The sequence below is a fragment of the Hydrogenophaga sp. RWCD_12 genome (genome assembly GCF_046604225.1).
Lineage (GTDB): Bacteria > Pseudomonadota > Gammaproteobacteria > Burkholderiales > Burkholderiaceae_C > Hydrogenophaga.
In genome coordinates this window covers 1391965-1416335 of record NZ_JBKIXC010000001.1, presented here as the reverse complement: position 1 = coordinate 1416335, position 24371 = coordinate 1391965, and the positions used below count along the sequence as shown (strand labels likewise).

At 64.5% G+C, this 24371-nt stretch carries 23 protein-coding genes; 5 read left to right on the top strand and 18 right to left on the bottom strand.

Going from position 1 to position 24371, the window contains the following annotated elements; translation table 11 throughout:
- The first annotated feature begins 40 nt into the window (after nt 1–40).
- From ilvC to pbpG, 4 genes are all read left to right on the top strand, one after another.
- Nucleotides 41–1057: a ketol-acid reductoisomerase gene (ilvC, locus tag ACLIJ1_RS06480; RefSeq protein WP_411364651.1), complete on the top strand. Its 1017-nt coding sequence runs from the start codon at nt 41–43 to the stop codon at nt 1055–1057.
- 129 nt (nt 1058–1186) lie between these two features.
- On the top strand, nt 1187–1996 hold the full coding sequence (pssA, locus tag ACLIJ1_RS06475; protein ID WP_411364650.1) for a CDP-diacylglycerol--serine O-phosphatidyltransferase: 810 nt from the start codon (nt 1187–1189) through the stop codon (nt 1994–1996).
- 239 nt (nt 1997–2235) lie between these two features.
- A complete protein-coding gene (locus ACLIJ1_RS06470; RefSeq protein ID WP_411364649.1) occupies nt 2236–3777 on the top strand; it encodes a 2-isopropylmalate synthase in 1542 nt (513 codons plus the stop codon).
- Nucleotides 3778–3954: 177 nt separating this feature from the next.
- Nucleotides 3955–5178 carry a D-alanyl-D-alanine endopeptidase gene (pbpG, locus tag ACLIJ1_RS06465; RefSeq protein WP_411364648.1) on the top strand — a complete coding sequence of 408 codons (1224 nt, stop codon included), beginning with the start codon at nt 3955–3957 and terminating at the stop codon, nt 5176–5178.
- Between the two features lie 67 nt (nt 5179–5245).
- On the opposite strand, the gene ACLIJ1_RS06460 is transcribed toward pbpG, so the two are convergent.
- The 16 genes from ACLIJ1_RS06460 to ACLIJ1_RS06385 form a co-directional block, all read right to left on the bottom strand.
- Complete coding sequence (locus ACLIJ1_RS06460) at nt 5246–6052, bottom strand: IclR family transcriptional regulator (RefSeq protein WP_411364647.1); 807 nt, start codon at nt 6050–6052, stop codon at nt 5246–5248.
- A 37-nt stretch (nt 6053–6089) separates the two neighbouring features.
- A complete protein-coding gene (locus tag ACLIJ1_RS06455) occupies nt 6090–6830 on the bottom strand; it encodes an arginyltransferase (protein WP_411364646.1) in 741 nt (246 codons plus the stop codon).
- Nucleotides 6827–7600, bottom strand: a complete 774-nt coding sequence (gene aat, locus ACLIJ1_RS06450; protein ID WP_411364645.1) for a leucyl/phenylalanyl-tRNA--protein transferase — start codon at nt 7598–7600, stop codon at nt 6827–6829. The genes ACLIJ1_RS06455 and aat overlap by 4 nt, the downstream gene beginning before the upstream one ends.
- 4 nt (nt 7601–7604) lie before the next feature.
- Nucleotides 7605–7919: a VanZ family protein gene (locus ACLIJ1_RS06445; RefSeq protein ID WP_411364644.1), complete on the bottom strand. Its 315-nt coding sequence runs from the start codon at nt 7917–7919 to the stop codon at nt 7605–7607.
- A gap of 589 nt (nt 7920–8508) precedes the next feature.
- Nucleotides 8509–9096, bottom strand: coding sequence for a sarcosine oxidase subunit gamma (locus ACLIJ1_RS06440; RefSeq protein ID WP_411364643.1), 588 nt, complete (start codon nt 9094–9096; stop codon nt 8509–8511).
- Nucleotides 9089–12100: a sarcosine oxidase subunit alpha family protein gene (locus ACLIJ1_RS06435; RefSeq protein ID WP_411364642.1), complete on the bottom strand. Its 3012-nt coding sequence runs from the start codon at nt 12098–12100 to the stop codon at nt 9089–9091. The genes ACLIJ1_RS06440 and ACLIJ1_RS06435 overlap by 8 nt, the downstream gene beginning before the upstream one ends.
- Nucleotides 12097–12414: a sarcosine oxidase subunit delta gene (locus ACLIJ1_RS06430; protein ID WP_411364641.1), complete on the bottom strand. Its 318-nt coding sequence runs from the start codon at nt 12412–12414 to the stop codon at nt 12097–12099. The genes ACLIJ1_RS06435 and ACLIJ1_RS06430 overlap by 4 nt, the downstream gene beginning before the upstream one ends.
- 31 nt (nt 12415–12445) lie before the next feature.
- Nucleotides 12446–13690, bottom strand: a complete 1245-nt coding sequence (locus ACLIJ1_RS06425; protein WP_411364640.1) for a sarcosine oxidase subunit beta family protein — start codon at nt 13688–13690, stop codon at nt 12446–12448.
- A 66-nt stretch (nt 13691–13756) separates the two neighbouring features.
- Nucleotides 13757–14818: a betaine--homocysteine S-methyltransferase gene (gene bmt / locus ACLIJ1_RS06420; RefSeq protein WP_411364639.1), complete on the bottom strand. Its 1062-nt coding sequence runs from the start codon at nt 14816–14818 to the stop codon at nt 13757–13759.
- 70 nt (nt 14819–14888) lie between these two features.
- Complete coding sequence (locus ACLIJ1_RS06415; protein ID WP_411364638.1) at nt 14889–16904, bottom strand: ASKHA domain-containing protein; 2016 nt, start codon at nt 16902–16904, stop codon at nt 14889–14891.
- An 11-nt stretch (nt 16905–16915) separates the two neighbouring features.
- Entirely contained in the window at nt 16916–17827 is a 912-nt protein-coding gene (locus ACLIJ1_RS06410) for a dihydropteroate synthase (protein WP_411364637.1), read from the bottom strand.
- 34 nt (nt 17828–17861) lie between these two features.
- A complete protein-coding gene (locus ACLIJ1_RS06405; RefSeq protein WP_411364636.1) occupies nt 17862–18872 on the bottom strand; it encodes a methylenetetrahydrofolate reductase in 1011 nt (336 codons plus the stop codon).
- Nucleotides 18862–19356 carry a methylenetetrahydrofolate reductase C-terminal domain-containing protein gene (locus ACLIJ1_RS06400; RefSeq protein ID WP_411364635.1) on the bottom strand — a complete coding sequence of 165 codons (495 nt, stop codon included), beginning with the start codon at nt 19354–19356 and terminating at the stop codon, nt 18862–18864. The genes ACLIJ1_RS06405 and ACLIJ1_RS06400 overlap by 11 nt, the downstream gene beginning before the upstream one ends.
- A gap of 27 nt (nt 19357–19383) precedes the next feature.
- On the bottom strand, nt 19384–19734 hold the full coding sequence (locus ACLIJ1_RS06395) for a virulence factor (protein ID WP_411364634.1): 351 nt from the start codon (nt 19732–19734) through the stop codon (nt 19384–19386).
- On the bottom strand, nt 19722–20357 hold the full coding sequence (locus ACLIJ1_RS06390) for a DUF1638 domain-containing protein (RefSeq protein ID WP_411364633.1): 636 nt from the start codon (nt 20355–20357) through the stop codon (nt 19722–19724). Before ACLIJ1_RS06390 ends, ACLIJ1_RS06395 begins: the two co-directional genes overlap by 13 nt.
- 28 nt (nt 20358–20385) lie before the next feature.
- Nucleotides 20386–21084 carry a corrinoid protein gene (locus ACLIJ1_RS06385; protein WP_411364632.1) on the bottom strand — a complete coding sequence of 233 codons (699 nt, stop codon included), beginning with the start codon at nt 21082–21084 and terminating at the stop codon, nt 20386–20388.
- 261 nt (nt 21085–21345) lie between these two features.
- Between ACLIJ1_RS06385 and purU the strand changes: the two genes are divergently transcribed.
- Complete coding sequence (gene purU / locus ACLIJ1_RS06380) at nt 21346–22221, top strand: formyltetrahydrofolate deformylase (RefSeq protein ID WP_411364631.1); 876 nt, start codon at nt 21346–21348, stop codon at nt 22219–22221.
- A gap of 14 nt (nt 22222–22235) precedes the next feature.
- On the opposite strand, the gene ACLIJ1_RS06375 is transcribed toward purU, so the two are convergent.
- Nucleotides 22236–23258: a GlxA family transcriptional regulator gene (locus tag ACLIJ1_RS06375; RefSeq protein ID WP_411364630.1), complete on the bottom strand. Its 1023-nt coding sequence runs from the start codon at nt 23256–23258 to the stop codon at nt 22236–22238.
- Between the two features lie 109 nt (nt 23259–23367).
- Nucleotides 23368–24255: a LysR family transcriptional regulator gene (locus ACLIJ1_RS06370; RefSeq protein ID WP_411364629.1), complete on the bottom strand. Its 888-nt coding sequence runs from the start codon at nt 24253–24255 to the stop codon at nt 23368–23370.
- Nucleotides 24256–24371 lie beyond the last annotated feature (116 nt).

The window sequence follows — 24371 nt, the reverse complement described above, 5'->3', positions numbered from 1 at the left end:
GTGAACGAACGGTAGACCAACATTCCAAAGAGGATTGAACATGAAAGTTTTCTACGACAAAGACTGTGACCTGAGCCTGATCAAGGGCAAGACCGTCGCGATCATCGGCTACGGCTCGCAAGGCCACGCCCACGCTCAGAACCTGAACGACAGCGGCGTGAAGGTCGTGGTTGGTCTTCGCAAGGGTGGCGCATCCTGGGACAAGGTCGGCAAGGCCGGCCTGACCGTGATGGAAGTCAACGACGCCGTGAAGGCCGCTGACGTCGTCATGATCCTTTTGCCCGACGAGCAGATCGCCGAGGTCTACAGCAACAACGTCGCCCCCAACATCAAGCAAGGCGCTTCGCTGGCCTTCGCACACGGCTTCAACGTTCATTACAACCAGGTCGTGCCCCGCGCCGATCTGGACGTTTGGATGGTCGCTCCCAAGGCCCCCGGCCATACCGTGCGCAACACCTACACCCAGGGTGGCGGCGTGCCTCACCTGGTGGCAATCCATCAGGACAAGTCAGGCAAGGCCCGCGACCTCGCCCTGAGCTACGCAATGGCCAACGGCGGCGGCAAGGCCGGCATCATCGAGACCAACTTCAAGGAAGAAACTGAAACCGACCTGTTCGGCGAACAGGCCGTGCTGTGCGGCGGCGCCGTCGAGCTGGTGAAGATGGGCTTCGAAACCCTGGTCGAAGCCGGCTATGCACCTGAGATGGCCTACTTCGAGTGCTTGCACGAACTGAAGCTGATCGTTGACCTGATCTACGAAGGCGGCATCGCCAACATGAACTACTCGATCTCCAACAACGCGGAGTTCGGCGAGTATGTGACCGGTCCGGAAGTCATCAACGAGCAGTCGCGTGCTGCCATGCGCAACGCCCTCAAGCGCATCCAGAACGGTGACTACGCGAAGATGTTCATTCAGGAAGGCCGCCTGAACTATCCGAGCATGACGGCCCGCCGCCGCAACACCGCCGATCACCAGATCGAAGTGGTCGGTGGCCAGCTGCGCGCCATGATGCCCTGGATCGCCAAGAACAAGCTGGTCGACCAGACCCGCAACTGATCCAGGCGGCCTCGCGGCCGCTGGCAAAGCAAAGGCCACTCCGGTGGCCTTTGTCCGTTTTGGCGCCAGAAGCCCCAGCCCTTACACTGCCAGCTTCGGCCCCTCTTCAGGGGTCAGGCGACTTCATCCATGCACGACGGATCCGATCCCATCATCGACAACGTTCCAGGCCAAGTGCGCCGGCCCAAGGGCATTTACATGTTGCCCAACATGATCACGCTGGCAGCGCTGTTCGGCGGCTTTTACGCCATCGTGATGGCGATGAATGGCCGCTTTGACCTTGCCACGGTCGGCATCTTCGTGGCCATGGTGCTCGACAGCCTGGACGGGCGGGTGGCCCGCATGACCAATACGCAGAGCGCCTTCGGCGAACAGATGGACTCGCTGTCGGACATGGTGTCTTTCGGCGCAGCGCCCGCACTCGTCGCCTACGTCTGGGTACTCAAGGATGTCGGCCGCTGGGGTTGGATAGCGGCTTTTGTCTATTGCGCCTGCGCGGCCTTGCGCCTGGCCCGCTTCAACGTCAACACGGGCGTAGTCGACAAGCGCTATTTTCAGGGCCTGCCTTCGCCAGCGGCGGCGGCATTGGTTTCGGGCTTCATTTGGCTCGCCAATGAACTGGAACTGGTCAGGGGAGATCTGGTCTGGCCGATGTTTGCCATTACCCTTTTCGCTGGCCTGACCATGGTGACCAACGTGCCGTTCTACAGCTTCAAGGACCTGAGCCTGAAGAAGAGTGTGCCGTTCGCGGCGATCGTTCTGGTGGCGCTCGGCATCGCCGTGATCAACATCCATCCTCCAACGGTGCTGTTTGGCGTGTTTGTTCTGTACGGACTGTCCGGCTATGTCATCTACCTGTGGCGCAAGGCCAAGGGGCGCCCCACCAGCGTGATCAGCACCTCGACCGATGAGCCCGAGGAGCGGGGACTGCACGAGTAACGTCTCATGCCAATCAAGGGCATGGATTTCCTCTATCCGTGCAGAGCCACCTTTGTGCTACATTGCCTGCCATGAATCGCATTTCGTTCGCGCTACTACTGGGTGTCCTTCACGGGCAGGCGGAATAGCGCGCGCGTTTTCCAGCACAACGGCCCGTTTGCACCCGCAGCGGGCCGTTTGTTTTGGAACTGCGGGTTTTTTCAAGAGTGGTCCACGAGGCCACACACCGGAGAACTGAGATGAGCGACAAGTTGATCATTTTCGACACCACCTTGCGAGACGGCGAACAGTCGCCGGGCGCGTCCATGACCAAGGACGAGAAGCTGCGCATTGCACGCCAGCTGGAGCGCCTGAAAGTCGACGTGATCGAAGCGGGCTTCGCGGCCAGCTCCAACGGTGACTTCGATTGCGTGCAGGCGATCGCCAACACCATCAAGGACTCCACGGTGTGTTCGCTGGCACGTGCCAACGATCGCGACATTGCCCGCGCGGCTGAAGCCTTGCGTGGTGCCAACCGCGCACGTATCCACACCTTCATCGCCACCAGTTCGCTGCACATGGAGAAGAAGCTGCGCATGACACCCGATCAGGTGTTTGAGCAGGCCAAGCAGTCGGTGCGATTTGCGCGCAACCTGGTGGAGGACATCGAGTTCAGCCCGGAAGACGGCTACCGCAGCGATATTGATTTCCTGTGTCGCGTTCTGGAAGCTGTGATCAATGAGGGGGCAACCACCCTCAACATTCCTGACACCGTGGGTTATGCGGTGCCCGAGCTGTATGGCGATTTCATCCGCACACTGCGGGAGAGGATCCCGAACTCTGACAAGGCCATCTGGTCGGTGCACTGCCACAACGACTTGGGCATGGCGGTCGCGAACTCGCTGGCCGGCGTGAAGATCGGTGGTGCCCGGCAGGTGGAATGCACGATCAACGGCCTCGGGGAGCGTGCCGGCAACTGTTCGCTGGAGGAAATCGTGATGGCGGTCAAGACGCGACGCGACTACTTCAACCTCGACGTTGGCGTCGACACTTCGCAGATCGTGCCCGCCAGCCGCATGGTCAGCCAGACCACAGGCTTCGTGGTGCAGCCCAACAAAGCCGTGGTCGGTGCCAATGCCTTTGCGCATGCGTCTGGCATTCACCAGGACGGCGTGCTCAAGGCACGTGATACCTACGAAATCATGCGGGCCGAGGACGTGGGCTGGAGCGCCAACAAGATCGTGCTTGGCAAACTCAGTGGTCGCAACGCCTTCAAACAGCGCTTGCAGGAACTGGGCATCGAGATGGAGTCGGAAAGCGAGATCAATACCGCATTCGCCGCCTTCAAGGAACTGGCTGATCGCAAGAGCGAGATCTTCGACGAGGACATCCTCGCGCTGTGCAGCGATGAGAGCGTCACCACCGAAAAGGAACGGTACGGACTGGTTTCCCTGTCCCAGCGCAGCGAAACCGGGGAACGTCCGCATGCTGAAGTTGTCTTCACGATCGAGGGCAAGGAAATTCGCGGCGCATCGGACGGAAACGGTCCGGTGGACGCTTCACTCAAGGCCATCGAAAGCCACGTCAAAAGCGGGGCAGAGTTGGTTCTGTATTCGGTCAACGCCATCACGAGTGGTTCGACCGAAAGCCAGGGTGAAGTGACCGTGCGCCTGCAACACGGCGGCCGCGTTGTCAACGGCGTCGGTGCGGACCCGGACATCGTTGTGGCTTCGGCCAAGGCTTATCTGAGCGCGCTGAACAAGCTGCAAAGTCAAGCTGACCGCGTGTCTGCACAAGGTTGAGCCTTTTCAAATCAAGCACTTGTAAACGTATTTTCGGGTGGACGCTGGAATTGCACCTTCTTTTTGGGGTTGTTCCGGCGTTCACTGAGGAAAGCTTTACAAACGTTTGATATTGCTAGTTATTTTGCATCGACCTATACTTCACTGCATCAAACGCTGTTTTCTGGAGTTGAGTCAATGAGTTTCCCCCGTGTACGCTTTTTCACAATCTTGCAAGGTTTTGCAACGGTCGTGATCCTTGCGTCGCTGGCGCTTCCGGTGGCAGTGCAAGCGCGGGAGAAGAACTCGGCAAAGACTGGTCGCAAGGCGCAACCTCAGTTGGTGGTTCGCAAGAAGAGCCGCGACGTTTCTGCCGTCGCCAAGACCAAGGATTCGCGGAGGTCCAACGCCGTGTCGGCCAAGGCCCGTCGCGAGACCGACAAGCTCGCCCGCCAGTCTGGAAACAAAGCATCCACCCGATTGGCAAAATCGCGCAACGCCACGCGCGATGTGCCTGTCGCGAAAACCAGGGCGGACCGCAGTGCAATGCGTCTGGTGGCTCACCACCGGGCTGCTCCCGTGATGCAGGCCATGGCTGTCGAACCTCGCTCGTCCAACGGCGAGCGCATGGGCCTGCGTTCTGCCAATGACCCACTGGATCTGAATTCCAGTGTGGCGCTGGTGGTAGACCAGCAAACCAATGAAGTGCTGTTCAGCAAGAACGATGCGGCGGTGCTGCCGATTGCTTCTCTGACCAAGCTCATGACCGGTTTGGTGGTGACCGATGCGAACCTGCCCCTGGACGAACAGATCACGATTTCGTCCGACGACATCGATACCCTCAAGGGCAGCCGATCGCGTCTGGCGGTGGGCACCACGCTCACCCGCCGCGAAATGATGCATCTGGCGCTGATGTCCAGTGAGAACCGTGCGGCCCATGCGCTGGGCCGCACCTATCCTGGTGGACTGGACCAGTTTGTCCGCATGATGAATGCGAAGGCCAGGGAAATCGGCATGCGCGACACCCACTATGTGGATCCCACCGGCCTTTCTAGCCAGAACCAATCCAGCGCACGCGATCTGGCGACGCTGGTGTCGGTGGCTTACCACCGCCCGATTCTGAGAAGCCTGTCGACGTCACCCAGCCATCAACTGGATCTGGGAACCCGTACCCTGGAGTTCCGCAATTCCAATGGGCTGATCAGGGACCCTGAATGGGACATCGGGCTTCAGAAGACCGGCTACATCAGCGAGGCAGGCCGATGCCTTGTGATGCAGGCCCGGGTGGCCGGTCGCCAGCTGATCATGGTGTTTCTGGACGCCACCGGCAAGTTGGGACGTGCCCAGGATGCCGAACGGGTCAAGCGCTGGGTGGAAGTGCAGAGCCCTCACCAGCAGGCTGCTGTTCGGCCCCAAGGTTGAGTTTTCCGCCAAGCCCATTGCATTCCATAATAAAAACGGCCCATGGGGGCCGTTTTCCATTACCAGCTCAGCGTGGAGCCGCTGGCTGGGCTGCAAATCCTCTGGGACATCCCAGCGCAATGGATATCTCTGCAGCGGTGGTGCGCAGCTTGGGCACCCAGTTCTCGTCGATGCGATCTGCCGGGGCCGAGATGGATAGGCCGGCCACCAGCTTGCACTGGTCGTCGTAAATCCCTGCAGCCATGCAACGCACGCCCAGTTCAAGTTCTTCGTTGTCGCGTGCGAGTCCTGCCTGACGGCATTGCTGGAGCTCACGCTCCAGCGTTGCCAACTGAGTCAGGCTGTTGCGTGTATTGCCTGCCAGCCCGGTACGGGTGGCGTAGGCGCGCACGCGCTGGGGTTCATCGGCCGCGAGGAACAGTTTGCCGACGGAGGTCAGGTGCAACGGAGCGCGACCTCCAATGGCGCGAACGACCTGCATGCCGGACCGTTCGCTGTAAGCGCGCTCGACATAGACGATCTCGTCGCCCTGGCGCACGCTCAGGTTGACGGGTTGCTGGATCAGTTTGTGCAGTTCCCGCATGGGCGAGAGCGCGGCGTCACGCACGCTCAGACGGGCCTTGACAAGATTTCCCAGTTCCAGCAGCCGCATGCCAAGACGGTAGCTGCCAGCCTCGGGGCGGTCCACAAAACGCCCGATGGTCAGGTCGTTGAGAATGCGGTGGGCGGTCGAGGGGTGCAGACCGGTCTTTTCACTGATTTCCTTCAGAGAGACCGGTTCTTCTCTTGAAGCGAGGACCTCCAGGAGGTTGAACATGCGTTCAATGACCTGGACGGTTGGGGTGGTGGGCAGGGAATCGGATCGTTTTGTCATGGCCGCAATCAGTTTGCGGCTATTTTACGAGATGAAATCACATTCCCGGCGTCCACACACTGTCGCGCAACACCTCATGCGGCCCGAACGCCGCCTTGTAGCTCATCTTCGGGCTCTGGGCGATCCAGTAGCCGAGGTACACATGCGAGAGCCCGAGCAGACGTGCCTGCTCAATCTGCCAGAGGATGCAATACGTACCGTAGCTGGCGCCTGCGTCGTCGGGTGCATAGAAGGTATACACGGCAGACAAGCCGTCGCTAAGCACATCGACAATGGAGACCATGACCAGCCGTGGTGGCTCGCCGTTCCTGGATGGTTCGCGGAACTCCACCAGCCGCGAGTTGACCCTGCTTTGCAGCAGGAACTGGCTGTATTGGTCAATGCTGTCCTGGTCCATTCCGCCGCCCGAATGCCGGCTGTTCTGGTAACGCAGGTACAGCTCGTAGTGTTCGGGGACAAAGCACAGGCCGAGCACCCGTGTTTCCAGCGTTGCGTGGCGCTGGCGGGCCCGCCGCTGGCTGCGCGTGGGTACAAAGCCGTGGACCGGGATGCGCAAGGGAACACAGGCCTGGCAGCCGTCGCAGTGCGGTCGGTAGGTGAACATGCCACTGCGCCGAAAGCCCATGGTCACCAGATCCGAATACGCATCGTTGTGGATCAGGTGACTGGGGGTCGCCACCTGGGAGCGCGCAAGGTGGCCCGCGAGATAGCTGCAGGGGTAGGGCGCTGTGGCGTAGAACTGCAACGCCTGCAGCGGAAGTTCTTTGAGGTGCGTCACGCTCTGGCGTCGTCGTCGGGGATGAGTTGATTCCAGTATACGGGCTCGAACTTCCACGCAGGTGGCCGATGGGCGACGGTCTGGCGCAGGTGTTCACAGAAGGCGTGGCGGGGCATCAGGCTCGCCCCCATGGAGGTCAGGTGCGGTGTGTCCTGCTGGCAGTCGATCAAAGGGATGCCAGACGCCAGGCAGAAAGCCACCAGCGCGGAGAGCGCCATCTTGGATGCGTCGCTGCGCAGGCTGAACATGGACTCGCCGAACACCATGGCACCGACGTTCACGCAATACAGCCCGCCCACCAGTTCACCGTCGACCCAGGTTTCCACGCTGTGTGCGAAGCCCGCCTTGTGCAGGCGAATGTAGGCCTGGACCATGGCCGGGAGGATCCAGGTCCCACTCTGGCCCTTGCGTGAAGCGTTGGCGCACGCCCGGATCACACGCTCGAAATCGTGGTCGAAGCGAATGTCGAGGCGCTGGTCCGACCGCAGCTTCTGGATGCTTTTTCTGAGCGAGCGATGAAACCTGAACGCTTGCGGCCGCAACACCATGCGTGGATCGGTGCTCCACCAGAGGATTGGCTGGCCTGCGCCATACCAGGGAAAAATGCCGTGGCGGTATGCGTCGGTCAGGGACGCCACCGAGAGGTCACCACCGGCCGCGAGCAGCCCTGGTGCAGGCGCCTGCTCTCCCCACGCCTGTTCAACGGACGGAAACCGGTCTCCCGGCTCCAACCAGGGCAGTTTCTGACCAAACGTGGGCGTGGTGGACATGCACCTATTGTGCGTCGCCTGTCTGTTGCGGGATCACCGGAAAAAGCAGCTGGAACAATCCCACGCCGATCACGATGCCGACCGCATCGGCCAGCCAGTCGTTGGCATCGCCGTATCGCCAACCTGTGGCTGACTGGGCCAATTCGATCAGCGCTCCATAGAACAGCAGTCCGATGAGCAGTCGCCGCAGGCGCAGTGGATAGGCCACCCGGCCGATAAACGCCAGTGCGGCGAAGCCTGCCGCGTGTTGGGCCTTGTCCCAGATGTCGAAGATCTGGGACGGCAGGTTCTCCACAGGGGTGAGCGACAGCAGGCCCACGGTCGCACAAGCGCCCCAGAAAGCAGTGAGGGCGAGCCTAGAAGCGAAGAGTGACTGGAACGGCATGGACTCAGCTCACGACCAGAAGACCAAAGAAAAATGCACTTAGATCTGATGACCTAAGTGCTTCTCGAGTTTTGGCCCCCGACCAGAACTCGAACCAGGGACCTGCGAATTGACAGGTGGCGAACCTCAATACGAACCCGGGTCGGCCACCGACCTTGTTCCATAAAAATCAAGCGGTGGGAAGAAGCTAGCCGAACTCGACCGAAGGCCTGAGCACCAACAACATCGCAAACACGGCGGCACCGACGGGGTGCAGAAATACTACCAGCTTGTGGCCCCAACTTCCCTGCATGAACCTGGACGCTTGACCTGAGAGCTCACGGAGGCGGTGGAGCGTTCGGTCTGTAACCAGAGAAGGTCGCCCATGAGGTGGCTACCGCCGTGGGTGTGATCGTTCGGCTATTGCATTGTGCGTGAACAAGACTCGGAAGTGAGCCCGAGACCGGGCAACCAAACCGACTCTTTCCTTGACGGCATCAAGGCCCGACGGAGATCTCGACCGACCGGAGCACCTGGAGGCGCATCAGAAGTCGGTGCGACCGCTTTCCAGGCTGGCGTGGTCGATCAATTGCCAGAAGTGGTCGATGAAGCTGCGGCGCACCAGCATCTGGAACCGGTCGTGTTCCGCAGTCAGCCACAGCGTCAGTCCGACCTTGTAGAAATGTGTGCCGACCGCACGATGGGCCGGGAAAGCGCGGGGGTGGAGGTCCATCGGACAACCCTGGGCGAGGGTGTCGCGCACCCGGGGCCCACAGAGGCCGACCTGAAAGAAGCCGCTGCTGACATCGGTGACGGCGCAATGCTGTCCGGCCAGGGCCGTGCGAAGCCTGGCCGCGAGTGCCGCTTCCTGGCCGTGGGGGGCCACCACCAGCCATTCGTCGGGACCTGTCCAGATGATGCGCAGGTCACCAACGGTGATGGTGGTGCAGGCGACCAGCGGTGGCTGCATGCCCAGGGCCTGCTCCACCGCCGCCAGGAAGGCGGCATCTTCCGGGTTCCCACGCAGGTTCAGCAGGCCAACGATGGTCTGGCGGGCCAGCAGCGGCTGGCCCGTTGCGACAACGGCGGGCGGCGGCATCTGGTGGGCCTTGCGGGTCAGGGTCTCAGGCATGCTGGCGCTCCGATTGCGGGTCGAAGAAGACGGTGCTGCAGATGGTGGCGGTGACGTTGCGGCCATCGCGCAGCGGAATCACCACGGTGTCGCCCATGCGGTGGTGTCCGCCCTTGACCACCGCCATCGCGATGGAGTGGCCGAGGATCGGGCTCATGTAGCTGGAGGTCACGTGCCCGAGCATGGGGTGGGGCGTCTGCCCTTTGAACTCGGTGTCCGTGATCTGCGCGCCTTCGGGCAGGACCAGCTGCGGGTCGGTCGTGCGCAAGCCGACCAGCTGCTTGCGATCGGTGCGCACGGTGTCGCTGCGGCTGAGGGAGCGCTTGCCCAGGAAGTCCTTGGTCTTGGCGACCATGCCGCCCATGCCCAGGTCGACCGGCGACATCGACCCGTCGGTGTCCTGGCCAACGATGATGTATCCCTTCTCGGCCCGCAGCACGTGCATGCTCTCGGTGCCGTAGGGCGTGATGCCGAATTCGGCGCCCGCCGCCTGGATCGTTTCCCAGACCGCCAGGCCTTGGCTGGCAGGTACGTTGACCTCGTAGCTGAGTTCGCCCGAGAAGCTGATGCGCATGATGCGCGCCGCTACACCGGCCACCGTGCCTTCGCGGTAGCTCATGAACGGGAAGGCGGCTTCATCGAAGTTCACATCGCGGCAGATCTTCTCCAGCACCGCGCGCGCCTTCGGCCCGGCCACCACCGTGGTGGCCCAGTGGTCGGTGACGCTGGTCAGGTAGATCTTGAGGTGCGGCCACTCGGTCTGCAGCCAGCGTTCCAGCCAGGACAGCACCCGCGCCGCGCCGCCCGAGGTGGTGTGCATCAGGTAGTGGTTCTCGCCCAGGCGCACGGTCACGCCGTCGTCGAACACCATGCCGTTCTCGTCGAGCATCAGGCCGTAGCGGCACTTGCCCACTTCGAGCTTGCTCCAGGCGTTGGTGTACATCCAGTTGAGCAGCACCGAGGCATCGGGGCCCTGGATATCGATCTTGCCCAGGGTCGACGCGTCCAGGGTGCCCACTGCGTTGCGCACTGCCAGGCATTCGCGGCGCACGGCCGCGTGCAGGTCTTCGCCCGATTGCGGGTAGTACCAGGGCCGCTTCCATTGCCCCACGTCTTCAAACAGCGCGCCGTGCGCGGTGTGCCAGTCGTGGATGGCGGTGGTGCGGATCGGATCGAACAGGTCGCCCAGCTCTCCGCCGGCCAGCAGACCGAATGTGACCGGCGTGTAGTTGGGCCGGAAGGTGGTGGTGCCCACCTCGGGAATCGACTTGCCCAGCAGCTGCGCCGCGATGCCCATGCCGTTGATGTTGCTGGTCTTGCCCTGGTCGGTGCCAAAGCCCATCGCGGTGTAGCGCTTGACGTGCTCGATCGACTCGAAACCTTCGCGCACCGCCAGGTGGATGTCGCTGGCCGCCACGTCGTTCTGGAAGTCGACGAACTTCTTGGGCGCACGGCTGGTGCCCGCCGGGTGCGGCACCTCCCACAGCGGACGCAAGCTCCCGGTGTCGATGGCCAGCAGCTGTGGCGCGGCGCCTTGGGTCGCAGCGAACCCTGCCAGCTGCACCGCGTCAGCGCCGGCACGCCAGCCGTCCAGTGCACAGGACGCCATATTCATCGGCTCACGGCAGGCGCCGGCCGACCGCTCGGCCTGCAACGAGGCGCCCGGCACGAAGCAGGCGCTCTGGTCGTTCCACACCGCTTTGGCGCCCGACTGGCAGAACAGGTGGATGACCGGGCTGAAACCGCCCGAGACTGCCAGCAGGTCACACGTCAGCGGGGCCGAAGCCTGGCCCAGCGAGCCATCGGACATCAGCGCATGCACCTGGACCGAGTTCACGGAGACGCTGCCGTTGGCCTGCACCACCACGTGTCCGGCCAGGATCTCGATGCCAAGCTCTTTGGCGCGAGCGCTGAGGTCACCGCTGACGTCACTGCGTGCGTCGACGACCTGCACGTGGGCACCGGCCTTGTGCAGCGCGACCGCGGCGTCGTAGGCCATGTCGTTGTTGGTGAACACGACGGCCTTCTGGCCTGGCAAGACCGCATACCGGCGGATGTAGGTGGTGACGGCGGAGGCGAGCATCACGCCTGGCAGGTCGTTGTTGGCGAACACCAGCGGCCGCTCGTGCGCACCGGTGGCGAGCACCACCTGCCTGGCCCGCACCTTCCACAGCCGTTCCCGCGGTGCGTGGGGCGGGGCGCTGTCAGGTGTCAGGTGGTCGGTGCAGCGCTCGGCCAGGGTGAGCAGGTTGTGGTCCTGGTAGCCAAACACAGTGGTGCGGGGCATCAGGCGCACCTCGGGCAGGCTGCGCAGGGTGGCCAGGGTGTCCTGCAGCCACTGCGCGGCGGGGACTCCGTTGATTGAGGTGTCGCTCGACAGCAGCCACCCGCCCATTTCGTTCTGTTCGTCCGCCAGCACGACCCGCGCACCACTCTGGGCTGCCGCGAGCGCGGCGCTGAGGCCGCTGAGGCCGGCGCCGGCGATGAGCACGTCGCAGTGATCAAACCGCCGTTCGTAGCGGTCAGGGTCGGTGTCGGTGGGTGACTCGCCCAGGCCGCTGGCCTTGCGGATGTGGTGTTCGAAAAAGTGCCAGGCCTTTTGTGAGGCCATGAACGTCTTGTAATAGAAGCCCGCAGGCAGGAAGCGCGAAAACCAGTTGTTGACCGCACGCCAGTCGAAGTCGATGCCGGGCTCGGCGTGGATCGGGCGCGCTTTCAGACCGGACACCAGCGGTACCTCGGTCATGCGCGCGTTGGGCACGGTGCGACCGCCTTCGAACAGCTGCACCAGCGCGTTGGGTTCTTCCACCCCGGCGCTGAGGATGCCGCGCGGTCGGTGGTATTTCCAGCTGCGCGCCACCAGGCGAACGCCTTGCGCGAGCAGTGCCGAGGCGAGGGTGTCGCCGGCAAAGCCTTCGAAATCCTTGCCGTTGAACTGGAAGCGGATTCGCTGGCTTCGGTCGATGCGCCCGCCGCTGCCCAGGCGTTTGGACTGCTGAGTCATGCTTGCGCTCCCTGCCGGTTCTTGTCGAACCATGCCTGGGCTTCGGGCGGCGGCGCCTCACCGACCTTCCACACCGCCACGATGCGGTAGCTGACGGTGTCGCGCAGCACGTTGAACCAGCGGCGGCAGCCGGTGGCGTGGTTCCACTGCTCGTGGTGCAGGCCCTTGGGGTTCTTGCGCATGAAGACGTAGTCGCCCCACTGTTCGTCGGTCATGTTTTCGGTGTTCAGCGGCCGGGCGATGCCGCCCTCGCCGCCGCAGCTGAATTCGGTCTCGGCGCGCTCGCCGCAGTAGGGACATTCAATGATCAACATGCGCGTTGTCCTGTGGTCTTTAATTGATCGTTCAGTGCGCCACGGCGGCGGCGCCGTGTTCGTCGATCAGGTGGCCGGTGCTGAACCGGTCGAGCGAGAACGCGGCGTTGAGCGCGTGCGGGCGGTCCTGGGCCACGGTGTGGGCCATGACCCAGCCCGAGCCGGGCGTGGCCTTGAAGCCGCCGGTGCCCCAGCCGCAGTTGATGTAGAGGCCCTTGACGGGGGTCAGGCCGATGATCGGACAGGCGTCGGGCGAGACATCGACGATGCCGCCCCACTGGCGGTTCATGCGCACGCGCGAGAAGATCGGGAACATCTCGATGATGGCCTGCAGCGTGTGCTCGATGGTCTGGAAGCTGCCGCGCTGGCCGTAGCCGTTGTAGGCGTCGATGCCGGCGCCGATGACCAGGTCACCCTTGTCGGACTGGCTGATGTAGGCGTGGATGGCGTTGCTCATGACCACGTTGGGAAAGATCGGCTTGAGCGGCTCGGACACCAGCGCCTGCAGGGGGTGGCTCTCGATCGGCAGGCGGATGTCGGCCATGCCGGCGATCACGCTCGAATGGCCCGCCGCGACCACCGCGACCTTCTTGGTCTTGATGAAGCCGCGCGCGGTATCGATACCCGTCACCGCGCCGTCCTCGCGGCGGATGCCGGTGACCTCGCAGTTCTGGATGATGTCCACGCCCAGTGCATCGGCGGCGCGGGCAAATCCCCAGGCCACCGCGTCGTGACGGGCCACGCCGGCGCGGCGCTGCAGCGAGGCGCCCAGCACCGGATAGCGCGTGTTCAGGTTGATGAACGGAATCATCTCCTTGATCTGGGCCGGCGTTACGACCTCGGCGTCCACGCCGTTGAGGCGGTTGGCGTTGACCCGGCGCTCGATGTCGCGCATGTCCTGCAGGGTGTGGCCCAGGTTCATCACGCCGCGCTGGCTGAACATGACGTTGTAGTTAAGGTCCTGCGACAGCCCTTCCCACAGCACCATGGCTTTTTCATACAGTGCGGTCGCCTCGTCCCAGAGGTAGTTGGAGCGCACGATGGTGGTGTTGCGCGCGGTGTTGCCGCCGCCCAGCCAGCCGCGTTCGACCACGGCGATGTTGCGCATGCCGTGTTCCTTGGCCATGTAGTAGGCGGTGGCCAGGCCGTGCCCGCCCGCGCCGACCACCACCGCGTCGTACTCGCGCTTCGGCTCGGGCGAGCGCCACTGGCGCTCCCAGCCCTCGTGGTAGGACATGCCGTTGCGCAGCAGCGACCAGATGGAAAAGTGTTGCATGGGCTTGAACCTCTCAGCATTCGGCGCCGCCGGCGGCGACGGTGGTCATCCGGGGGGCGGCGGTGATCATTTGCGTCGCCGGCCCGCACCGCGCTGCAGGTTGGCACCCGGCGCGGCACCGGCTTCGCGGCTCTGTTGTCCGGCCCACTGGGCCCGGGCACCGGTCGATACCTCGCCCAGTCCCGCCACGATCTGTTCCAGCGTCGGCGAAGGCTGGCGCGTGTGGGACAGCAGGGCCTGGTGCATCGCCGCCAGGTGCCTGGGTGAGGTGCCGCAGCAGCCTCCGATGATGCGGGCCCCGGCGTCGTAGGCCATGCGGGCGTACAGCGCCATCAGCTCGGGCGTGCCGTTGTAGCAGATGCTGCCGCCCACGAACTGCGGAATGCCGCAGTTGCCTTTGGCGACCAGCACCACGTCGGGGCCTGCGGCCTCGGCCAGGTTGTGGATGCAGGCCACCACTTCCGACGCACCTACACCGCAGTTGGTGCCGCAGGCGGCGAGCTTGTGGGGCGAGGACTTCTCGATCTGGGCCAAGTCTTGCGCCGACAGGCCCATCATGGTCCGGCCGTTGGTGTCGAAACTGACCGTGACGACGATGGGCAGCCCGACGGTGGCGGCGCCGGCTACCGCCGCTTCCACCTCTTCGCGAGACGACATGGTCTCGATCCACAGCACATCCACACCTCCGTCGGCCAGCGCCCGGGCCTGCTCGGCAAAGGCGGCCTGGGCATCCTCTGCGCTCAGGTTGCCGACGGGCACCATGATTTCACCTGTCGGGCCCATGCTGCCGGCGACCGCGACGGGACGTCCCGCCGCGTCGGCTACCGACCGCGCGATCCGGGCGGCCTTGGCATTGAGCTCGTGCACCCGGTCCTGCGCCTGGTGCAGCTTCAGTCGGTAGCGGGTACCGCCAAAGCTGTTGGTGAGGATGATGTCGGCGCCCGCATCGACAAAGCTCTGGTGCAGGCGGGCGATGCGGTCAGGGTGCTCCTCGTTCCAGAGCTCGGGGGCATCACCGGACACCAGTCCCATCTCGAACAGGTTGCTGCCGGTGGCACCGTCGGCGAGCAGCCAGGGTCGGGAGGCCAGCAGATCGGAAAAGCGGTTGGTAGAGGGGGAGGGACTCATGCGGGGGCGTTCGAAATCGATTGAGCGCTGATTGTTTCATGGGGCACCGCGCGGCGGCACGGGGAGAATGTCAAGCGACCCTCCGGCCGCGGCGGCTCTTGGTGCTGGCTTCGACCGCCACCCGCTCCGGCAGGTCCACCTGCTTCTGCAGTTCCGTGAACGGGTCGTTCAGGTGCGGGATGGCCATGGCTTCGACAAAGAAGGCCTGGAACTGCGGTTCGACCGCGGTCTCGATCTTCTCCACCCGGCGCACCAGGTTCTGGATGTCGGTGCGGGCCTGGGTGTCCAGCAGGGCCATGCGCGCGCCCGTGCCGGCCGCGTTGCCCGCGGAACTGACGTGGGCCAGGTCACAGTCGGGAATCAGGCCCAGCACCATCGCGTACTTCACGTCGATGTGGCTGCCAAAAGCGCCTGCGAGCCGGATCACGTCCACTTTCTGAATGCCCATGCGCTCCATCAGCAGGCGCACCCCGGCGTAGAGCGCGGCCTTGCCCAGCTGGATGGCGCGAACGTCGTTCTGCATGATGCGCAGGGCAGGGCGGTCGGCGCTGGCGCCCAGCAACTCGTAGCAGAAGGTGCGGCCGTCGGACTGGATGCGGGGGTTCATCGACGCCTTGCCGCCGTCGATGGTGCCGTCGTGACGAATCACCCCGGCCAGGTACATCTCGGCCAGCGCTTCGATGATGCCGGAGCCGCACACGCCGGTGACGCCGGTCTGGCGGGTTGCTTCTTCGAAGCCCGCCTCGTCGGACCAGAGGTCGCAGCCGATCACCTTGAAGCGCGGCTCCAGAGTGGCGGGGTCGATGCGCAGGCGCTCGATCGCGCCCGGCGCGGCGCGCTGGCCGCAACTGATCTGGGCGCCTTCGAAGGCCGGTCCGGTGGGGCTGGAACAGGCCAGCAGGCGCTGGTTGTTGCCCAGCACGATCTCGGCGTTGGTGCCCACGTCCACCAGCAGCGTGATCTTGTCGGTCAGGTCGGGCCGCTCGGCGAGCATCATGCCGGCCGTGTCGCCGCCCACATGGCCAGCGATGCACGGCAGCACATAGACCCGGGCGCCCGGATGCAGGTCCAGCCCGATCTCGCTGGCGCGCACGTCGATCGCGCGATCCACCGCGAGTGCAAACGGCGCGCCGCCGAGCTCGACCGGATTGATGCCCATCAGCAGGTGGTGCATGATGGGATTGCCGACAAACGTTGCCTCCAGGATGTCGCCCGCCATGATGCCGGCCTGGGACGCCACGTCGCGCGCCAGTTCGTTGAGCGCCGTGCGCACCGCATGGGTCATGTCGACCTCGCCGCCCGGGTTCATCATCACGTACGAGACCCGGCTCATCAGGTCCTCGCCAAAGCGGATCTGGGGGTTCATCACCCCGGCGGAGGCGACCACCTCGCCGGTGTCGAGATCGCACAGGTGCGCCGCGATGGTGGTCGAGCCCACGTCAACCGCCATGCCATAAAGGTGTTTCTGCAGGCCGGGCCAGATCGCGATGATGCGCCGCCGGGCATGCACCGCCACGGTGACCTTCCAGCCGCCCTTGCGCAACACCGGTTGCAACGCCTGCATGACCTTCAGGTCGCAATTGAGCTCGCTCAGGCCCCATTCGAATTCCAGCGAGTCTTCCAGCCGGCGCAGGTCGCCCGACGGATCGTGCATGTCGGGCTCCTGCACCTCCACATAGTGCAGGCTGACCAGCGGATTGAGCACCAGATCGTGTGCTTCGGCTGCTTTGCGCACCACCTGCTTGTGGACCTGGCTGTCCGGCGGCACGTCGATGACGACGTCGCCCTGTAGCCGGGCGTGGCAGGACAGCCGGCGACCCTCGATCAGGGGGCGCTCACCCTGGAATCCGCGTTCCACCTCCGTGATCTCGCACAGGCTGGCGGCGCTGGAGGTCAGGCCGTGTTTGGGGAATTCGCCTTCCGACACCACCACCTGGCAGCGGCCGCAGATGCCGCGACCGCCACAGACCGAGTCGATGTCCACGCCGAGCGACCGCGCGGCCTGCAAGACCGGCGTACCGATCTTGAAGCGGCCCCGTCGCCCGGACGGCGTGAAGACGATCAGTGCATCGTTCGATTCACTCATGGGAAAAGTTGTCAGGTTGGACGACGTCGGCTGGACTCGCGACGGCCGCGACCGGGGGCACCGTCGGCACCCGCCGGCGGGTCCTGGCGGAACTTGCGGATCCAGCGCGCGCAGTCGGGGTCGTGTCCCATCATCACGTCGGCACCAAGCACGGCGCGCACCACCTCTTCGTGCATCGGGTTGGTGATGGCCGAGGTCATGCCGGAACCGATCGCCATGGTCAGGAAGGCGGCATTGATGCCGTTGCGCTCGGGCAGGCCGAAGCTGACGTTGGACGCGCCGCAGGTGGTGTTCACCTTGAGCTCGGTGCGCAGGCGGTGCACCAGTCGCATCACCTGCACGCCGGCGGTGTTGATGGCGCCCACCGGCATCACCAGCGGGTCCACCACCACGTCGCACGCCGGGATGCCGTGGTCGGCGGCCCGCTGCACGATTTTTCTGGCGACCTCGAAGCGCACATCGGGGTCTTCGGAGATGCCGGTTTCGTCGTTGGAGATTGCCACCACCGCTGCGCCGTACTTCTTGACCAGGGGCAGCACCGTCTCCAGGCGGTCTTCCTCGCCGGTCACCGAGTTGACCAGCGCCTTGCCTTTGTAGACCTTCAGACCGGCTTCGAGTGCGGCGACGATGGAGGAGTCGATCGACAACGGCACATCGGTCAGCGACTGCACCAGCTGGATGCAATGCGCGAGCAGCGCAGGCTCGTCGGCCAGGGGAATGCCGGCGTTAACGTCCAACATATGCGCGCCGGCCGCGATCTGCGCCAGGGCATCGCTTTGCACGCGGCTGAAGTCACCCGCGATCATTTCGGCGGCCATGATCTTGCGACCGGTCGGGTTGATGCGTTCGCCGATGATGACGAAAGGCCGGTCGAAGCCGATCACGACTTCTTTGCTGGCGGAACTGATCACGGTATCGGTCACGGGTAACTCCTGAAAAACCTGAAAAGGAATGGCATCAAGCCGAAACGCTGTACGGGGTGTCGCGACCGGGGTACCAGGGCACGCGACCGGCCAGGACGCCCGAGCGCTCGACGATCTCGGGCACGGAGTCTTCCTGCCGGTAGGCCATGATGTGCACGCCACTGACCCCCTTGATCTCGCGAACTTCCTGGATCAGGTCGATGCAGATCTGCCGGCCCTCCAGCGCGGGCTTTTCCGCGCCCGCCAGCCGCCGGATCACCTCGTCCGGGATGTGCACGCCGGCAACGTTGCTCCGCATCCATTCGGCCACCTTGGCCGACCGCAACGGCCCGACGCCGACCAGGATGTACACCTTGTCCAGCAAGCCCAGGTCGTCCAGGCCGCGCATGTATTCGCGCAGCCGCGGCACGTCGTAGCAGTACTGGGTCTGGATGAACTGGGCGCCCGCAGCGACCTTCTTGGCGGTGCGCTGGGCGCGCCAGTCGAACGGCGGCACGAACGGGTTGGCGGCGGCGCCGAGGAAGACGCGCGGCGCAAACGTGATCTTGCGGCCGCTCTGGAACTGGTGCTGGTCGCGCATGGTGCGCGCGATCTCCAGCAGCGACATGCAGTCCAGGTCGAACACCGGCTTGGCCTGCGGGTGGTCGCCCGACTGAACGCCATCGCCGGTCAGGCACATCAGGTTGCAGACTCCCATGGCGGCACCGCCCAGGATGTCGCCCTGCATCGCGATGCGGTTCTTGTCGCGGCACGACATCTGCATCACCGGGGCATAGCCGGCGCGGGTCAGCAGCGCACACACCGCCAGGCTGGACATGTGGCAATTGGCGCCGCTGCCGTCGGTGGCGTTGATGGCATCCACGCAACCGTCGAACAGGCGCGCCCGGCGCAACACCTCGTCGGGGTCGGCGGAGTCGGGCGGGTCCATCTCGGCCGTGACAGCGAAGGTGCCACTGCGCAAAACGCGCTCCAGACGACCGGGCGAGGTGTGGCCGGGCAGGATGGGCAGGGGATAGCCGGGGACCGGCTCGTCGTCAAAGCGCATTCGAAGACTCCTTGCTCGCCAGCCGGGCTGCCGCGCGGGACTGCCCCTTTTCCCTGGCCACCTTCAGCCATGAGGAGCGTCCTTCGAGCCGCCGGTCCACCGCAATCTGGATCACGCGAATGGCCTTGCCGCCCTGCATGCGTTCGCTGCCCGCAAAACCTTCGACCCAGACGCAGCGCATCTCGGGCTTGACCTCGCAATGGCCATCGGCCCGCACACCGCCGCAGGGACCGTTGCGGATCGACTTGGGGCAGTTCATCGAACACGACATGCCGGTCGAACTCAGCGCGCACTGGCCGCACATCTGGCAGTCGAACAGGAAACCCTTGGTCCAGCGCTCCAGCAGGGCCACGGGCGCTTCGAGCCGCTGGTAGCCCACGCGTTCGAACACCGGATGCAGGGCGACCAGCACCTTCTCGAACCGGTCGTAGAACCATTCGAGGGATCGGGCGTTTTTCACCGACCAGAGGCGGACACGGTACATGGTCTGGATCCGGGTGGTGGTGAATGCTCAGGCCTGGTCCGCTTCCGGCTGGGCCGTGCGCTCGGAGGGAGGAACCGACCCTGGCTCCAGCCCGTGGGCGCGGATCAGGCGCAGCAGGTCTTCGTCGCTGTAGCGCGACTCCAGTTCCTGGGCGCAAGCTTGTGCAGCGGCCTGGAGGTCGCCGGTGATGGCGCTGGGGGCCGAGCGCGTCCAGTCGGCCAGGTAGGCGTCGGAGCCGGATTTGCCGGCGCGCATGGCGGCGCGGTCGATGGCCTCCTGGAAGCGATGGGACAGCTGGATCTTCTCCGCCTGTCTGCCTGCCTTGACGACCACCTGCGAGGGGATGTCGCGCCACGAAATCACGATCAGTTTTGCCATGTCAACACTTCAACGGGTTGGTGCACCGACGCGGCGCGAAACAATCCGGTTTCCAGCTCGCCGTAGCCGGTGAGCCGGTAGGTGAACTGCAGCCCCAGGCGCAGGGCCGCCGCTTCACCCAGCACACGCCCATCGCTGCTCTCGCGCTGGGCCAGGTAGACCAGGTGGGTGTAGTTGCCGAAGTACACCGGCAGCAACTCCGGGTGCCGGTCCAGGCCAAGCCCCCGGATGACCAGCCGGTCGAAATGGCGCAGCAGGAAATCGGTCAGGTAGAAGCTGCCGATCGCGGCCTCGCTCAGCTCATCGAACAGCGCGTCTCCGGCGAAGAAGCCATAACAGTGGGCGCCGGGGAGGCGCTCCACGCCTTCGCGCTCGAGCAGGGCGTCCAGCCGGCCGCCCGTGCCGCAGTCGGCATAGGCGACAAAGATGTGTTCGAAACCGGCGGCGCGGGCCTTGGCGATTTGCGTAGCCACACCCGGGGTGATCTTGTCCGGCGTGTTGTGCCAGTCGGCCGGCAGGCATTGCACGGCCAGGTGAGGCCAGTGGTTGATCCGCTGAAGGGCGGTGATCTCGTGGGCCAGCGCGCCGCAGGCGATCACCAGGGTGGAGGCGTTCCTGTTCACGACCGGCCTGCACCCATCGCCAGGCGGCTCAGGCCGCCGCGCGCCGCGCGGCGAGCAGGGTCTTGGCCGTTTCCACGGCCACGCCGGCATCGCGGCAGTAGGCGTCGGCACCCACCGCTTTCCCGAACTCCTCGTTGAGGGGAGCGCCGCCGACGAGCACGATGTAGTCGTCGCGCAGGCCCTTTTCCTTGAGGGTGTCGATCACCACCTTCATGTACGGCATGGTGGTGGTCAGCAGCGCCGACATGCCCAGGATGTCCGGCTGGTGCTGCTCGATGGCTTCCAGGTATTTTTCGACCGGGTTGTTGATGCCGATGTCGATCACCTCGAAACCGGCACCTTCCATCATCATGCCTACCAGGTTCTTGCCGATGTCGTGGATGTCGCCCTTGACGGTGCCGATGACCATCTTGCCAATCGGTTCTATGCCGGTTTCGGCCAGCAGGGGCCGCAGCACTTCCATGCCGCCCTTCATCGCGTTGGCCGCCAGCAGAACTTCGGGAACGAACAGGATGCCGTCCCTGAAGTCGACCCCGACGATGCGCATGCCCTCGACCAAGGCGTCGTTGAGTACCCGGTCTGCCGACCAGCCGCGTCCCAGCAGAATGTTGGTCGCTTCAACCACCTCGTCGCGCAGGCCGTTGTACAGGTCGTCGTGCACCTGTTCGGTCAGCTCTTCGTCGTTGAGGGTGTTGAGGTCAAGGTCGTCGTCGTACTCTTCTGCCATGGTCAATCCTCAGGGGCGCGCCGGGCGCCAGTGGTGCGGTTTCGGGCAATCGTAAGCGGCCGCCACAGCCGGGGTGGATGCATTAGCGACCAGACCTTGTCGTCGGACGACAGGTGCCAAGTCCTGCCGATTTCACGCCAAAACAGGGGCATTCACAAGCGCCGTCGTCACCGTGGCGGCATGCGTCGCCGCCAGACAATCCGAATCCACTTGCCTCACTACACTGCCCCCCATCCACTGACCATCCCTCGGAGAAACCCCATGGACCCCCGGCTCGAAGGCAAGAAGATCTACATCCTCACCGCGACCTGCGACAGCCGTCTGGGCACGGTGGCTGCGATATCCACCTTCCTCGCTTCCCGCCACGGTTTCATCGTGGACATGCACCAGTTCGATGACGTCATCAGTGGGCGGTTCTTTGTCCGCACGGTGTTCTTCGGTGACGTCCACAAGAGCCCTGATGTCAACGGCTGGCGCGAGCAGTTCATGGAGGTCGCTCGGCGCGAGCAGATGGAGTGGGCCATCTACGAAGAAGACAAGCCGGCCCGGGTGCTGGTGATGGTCTCCAAGTTCGACCACTGCCTGGTCGACCTGCTGTACCGCCACCGCCGGGGCGAGCTGCACATGACGATTCCGGCAGTGGTCTCCAACCACCCGGACATGCAGGCCCTGGTCGAGTCCCACGGCATCCCCTACATCCTGCTGCCCGTGACACCGGCCAACAAGGCCGAGCAGGAAGCGCGGCTGCTGGAAATCGTGGAAGAGACACAGTCGGAGCTGGTGGTGCTGGCGCGTTACATGCAGATCCTCTCGGACGACCTGTGCCGCCAGTTGCGGGGCCGCGCCATCAACATCCACCACTCATTTCTGCCTGGTTTCAAGGGCGCACGCCCGTACCACCAGGCGCACGAACGCGGCGTCAAACTCACCGGCGCCACGGCCCACTACGTGACCGCCGACCTGGACGAAGGGCCGATCATCGAACAGATCGTCGAACGGGTGGATCACAGCTACGACCCCACCCGTCTGGCGGCAGCCGGCCGGGATTCGGAGTGCCGCGCGCTGTCGGCGGCGGTGCGTTTTCACATCGAGCGGCGCGTGTTCCTCAACGGCAACCGCACGGTGGTCTTCCGCTGAGGACCGTTGGCCGCTCAGTGCGGCTCGCCGGCCGGGGACAGGTTCTGGCGGCGTTCGGAACTCGGTGAGAGGCCGAACACACTGCGGTAGCACTTGGAGAAATGCGGGGGCGACAGGAAGCCGCAGATGACCGCGATTTCGGTGATCGACAGCGAGGTCTGGTTCAGCAGTTCGCGGGCACGTTGCAGACGCAGCTCCAGGTAGTACTTGGTCGGCACCTGGCCCAGGTAGCGCTGGAACAGGCGCTCCATCTGCCGGCGCGAGACCCCGACGAGTTTGGATATCTCGTCCATGGACAGAGGCTCTTCGATGTTGGCCTCCATGATGGCCGCCGCCTCGATGAGATTTTCGTGGAACTTGCCCACCCGAGCCTGCAGGGGCACATGCTGGCGGTCGCTTTCGTTGCGCACCCGCTCCAGGATGAACTGCTCCGAGATGATGGCGCCGACGTCCTGCCGGAAATGCTTTCGGAAGATGTGCGACATCATGTCCAGTGCCGCCACGCCGCCCGCACAGGTGTAGCGGTCGCGGTCAAGCACATAGACCTGGTCCAGGAAACGCACCTTCGGGAACAGCTCCTTGAGTGCGGCCACGTTTTCCCAGTGGATCACGGCCTTGTAGCCGTCGAGCAAGCCCGACTTGGCCAGCAGATATCCACCGGTGCAGAACGACCCCACGATGGGAACATGTTGCGCCTGGTGCCGCAGAATGACTTGCAACTCGGGGTTGAACTGCTGCGTGACATTGATGCCGCCGCACACGAACAGCATGTCGGGCTGGCGCATCGCCGCCACGCTCTGGGTGGGCTCCAGGTACTGCCCGCAACTCGCCCGCACCGGCTCGCCGCTCTGGCTCACCACCACCCATTCGTACACGGTTTGACCACAGGCCCGGTTGGCCATGCGCAGAGCCTCGATGGCACAGGTCAGGGCCAGCAGGGTGTACTGGGGAACCGTCAGGAATGCGACCCGGACCTTCAGGTCGGGAACCACCGGCTGGACCAGGTTTTTGCTCAGGGGAACGGACTTGCTTGTCATCTGGAGAAGTGGATAAGACCTGGGGCTCTGTTTCAGATGCGACCATCCCATGCCGCATCTGCACCTGCCCGACCCGTGCCCGGATTGTGCAGCAAGCGGGCTCCGGCCTTCAGGACTGGCTGGTCAGCCAGCGGTGGAACTGTTCGGCAGCGGCCGCGCGGCGCGGGGTCAGCTGCACCCACCAGTAGCCATACGGGCCCTGGGTCTTGCGCTGCGGCAGCAGGCGCAGCCGCTTCTGGCGCAGCTCGTTGACCACCATGGCCTTGTCGACGATGGCGATGCCCGCGCCCGCGACCGCCGCGTTGATCGCCTGGTCCAGGCTGGAGAACCGGACCTTGGCGGTGTGTTCGTAGGCCTTGGGGTGACCCAGGCCCTGGGCCAGCAGCCAGTCGGTCCAGACCGGCAGGTCCTGGGCGCCGTTCTTGAGCAGCAGCCGCGGCGTGCTGGCCAGGTCGGGGGCCTTGCCGCCTTCGAACCAGCCCGGGCTCGCCACCGCGACATGTTCTTCCAGCCGCAGCATCTGCGAGTGCCCGAACTGCCAGGGCCGGTCCAGGAACATCACCAGGCAGTCGAAGCGGCTGGCGTCTTGCTTGCGCTGGACCGGTTCGGTGCTGACATTGAGCGTGATCAGGGGATGGGCCTTGGTGAACTCGCCCAGCCGGGGTGCCAGCCACCGTGTCCCGAAGGTCTGGGGCACATTGACGCTCAGCTCGATGCGGCCCTGCGAGCGCATCTGGTGCACCTGCTCGACGCCGGTTTCCAGCGACTCGAAGGCGTCCTCCACATGCTGTATCAGCAGTTGCCCGGCCGTCGTCAGTCGCAGCCCCCGGGCCTCGCGCAGGAACAGGGCCTCGCCCAGATCGTCTTCCAGATCCTTGATCTGCCGGCTGACCGCGCCCTGCGTCAGGTGCAGGTGCTGCGCCGCGGCGCTGAAGCTGCCGGCGCGTGCCGCCGCCAGAAAAAACCGCAAGCCGTTGAGGGAAGGAAGTCTGATCATTGCCGTGGGTGTGAGGCATGAGAATAACTCATACCTCAGTCGGAGAAAAACTCGATCTGTTCAGAGGTCCGTCAGCGGCCGCGCGTGGACATAATCGTCCGCAGCCAGGCCCTACC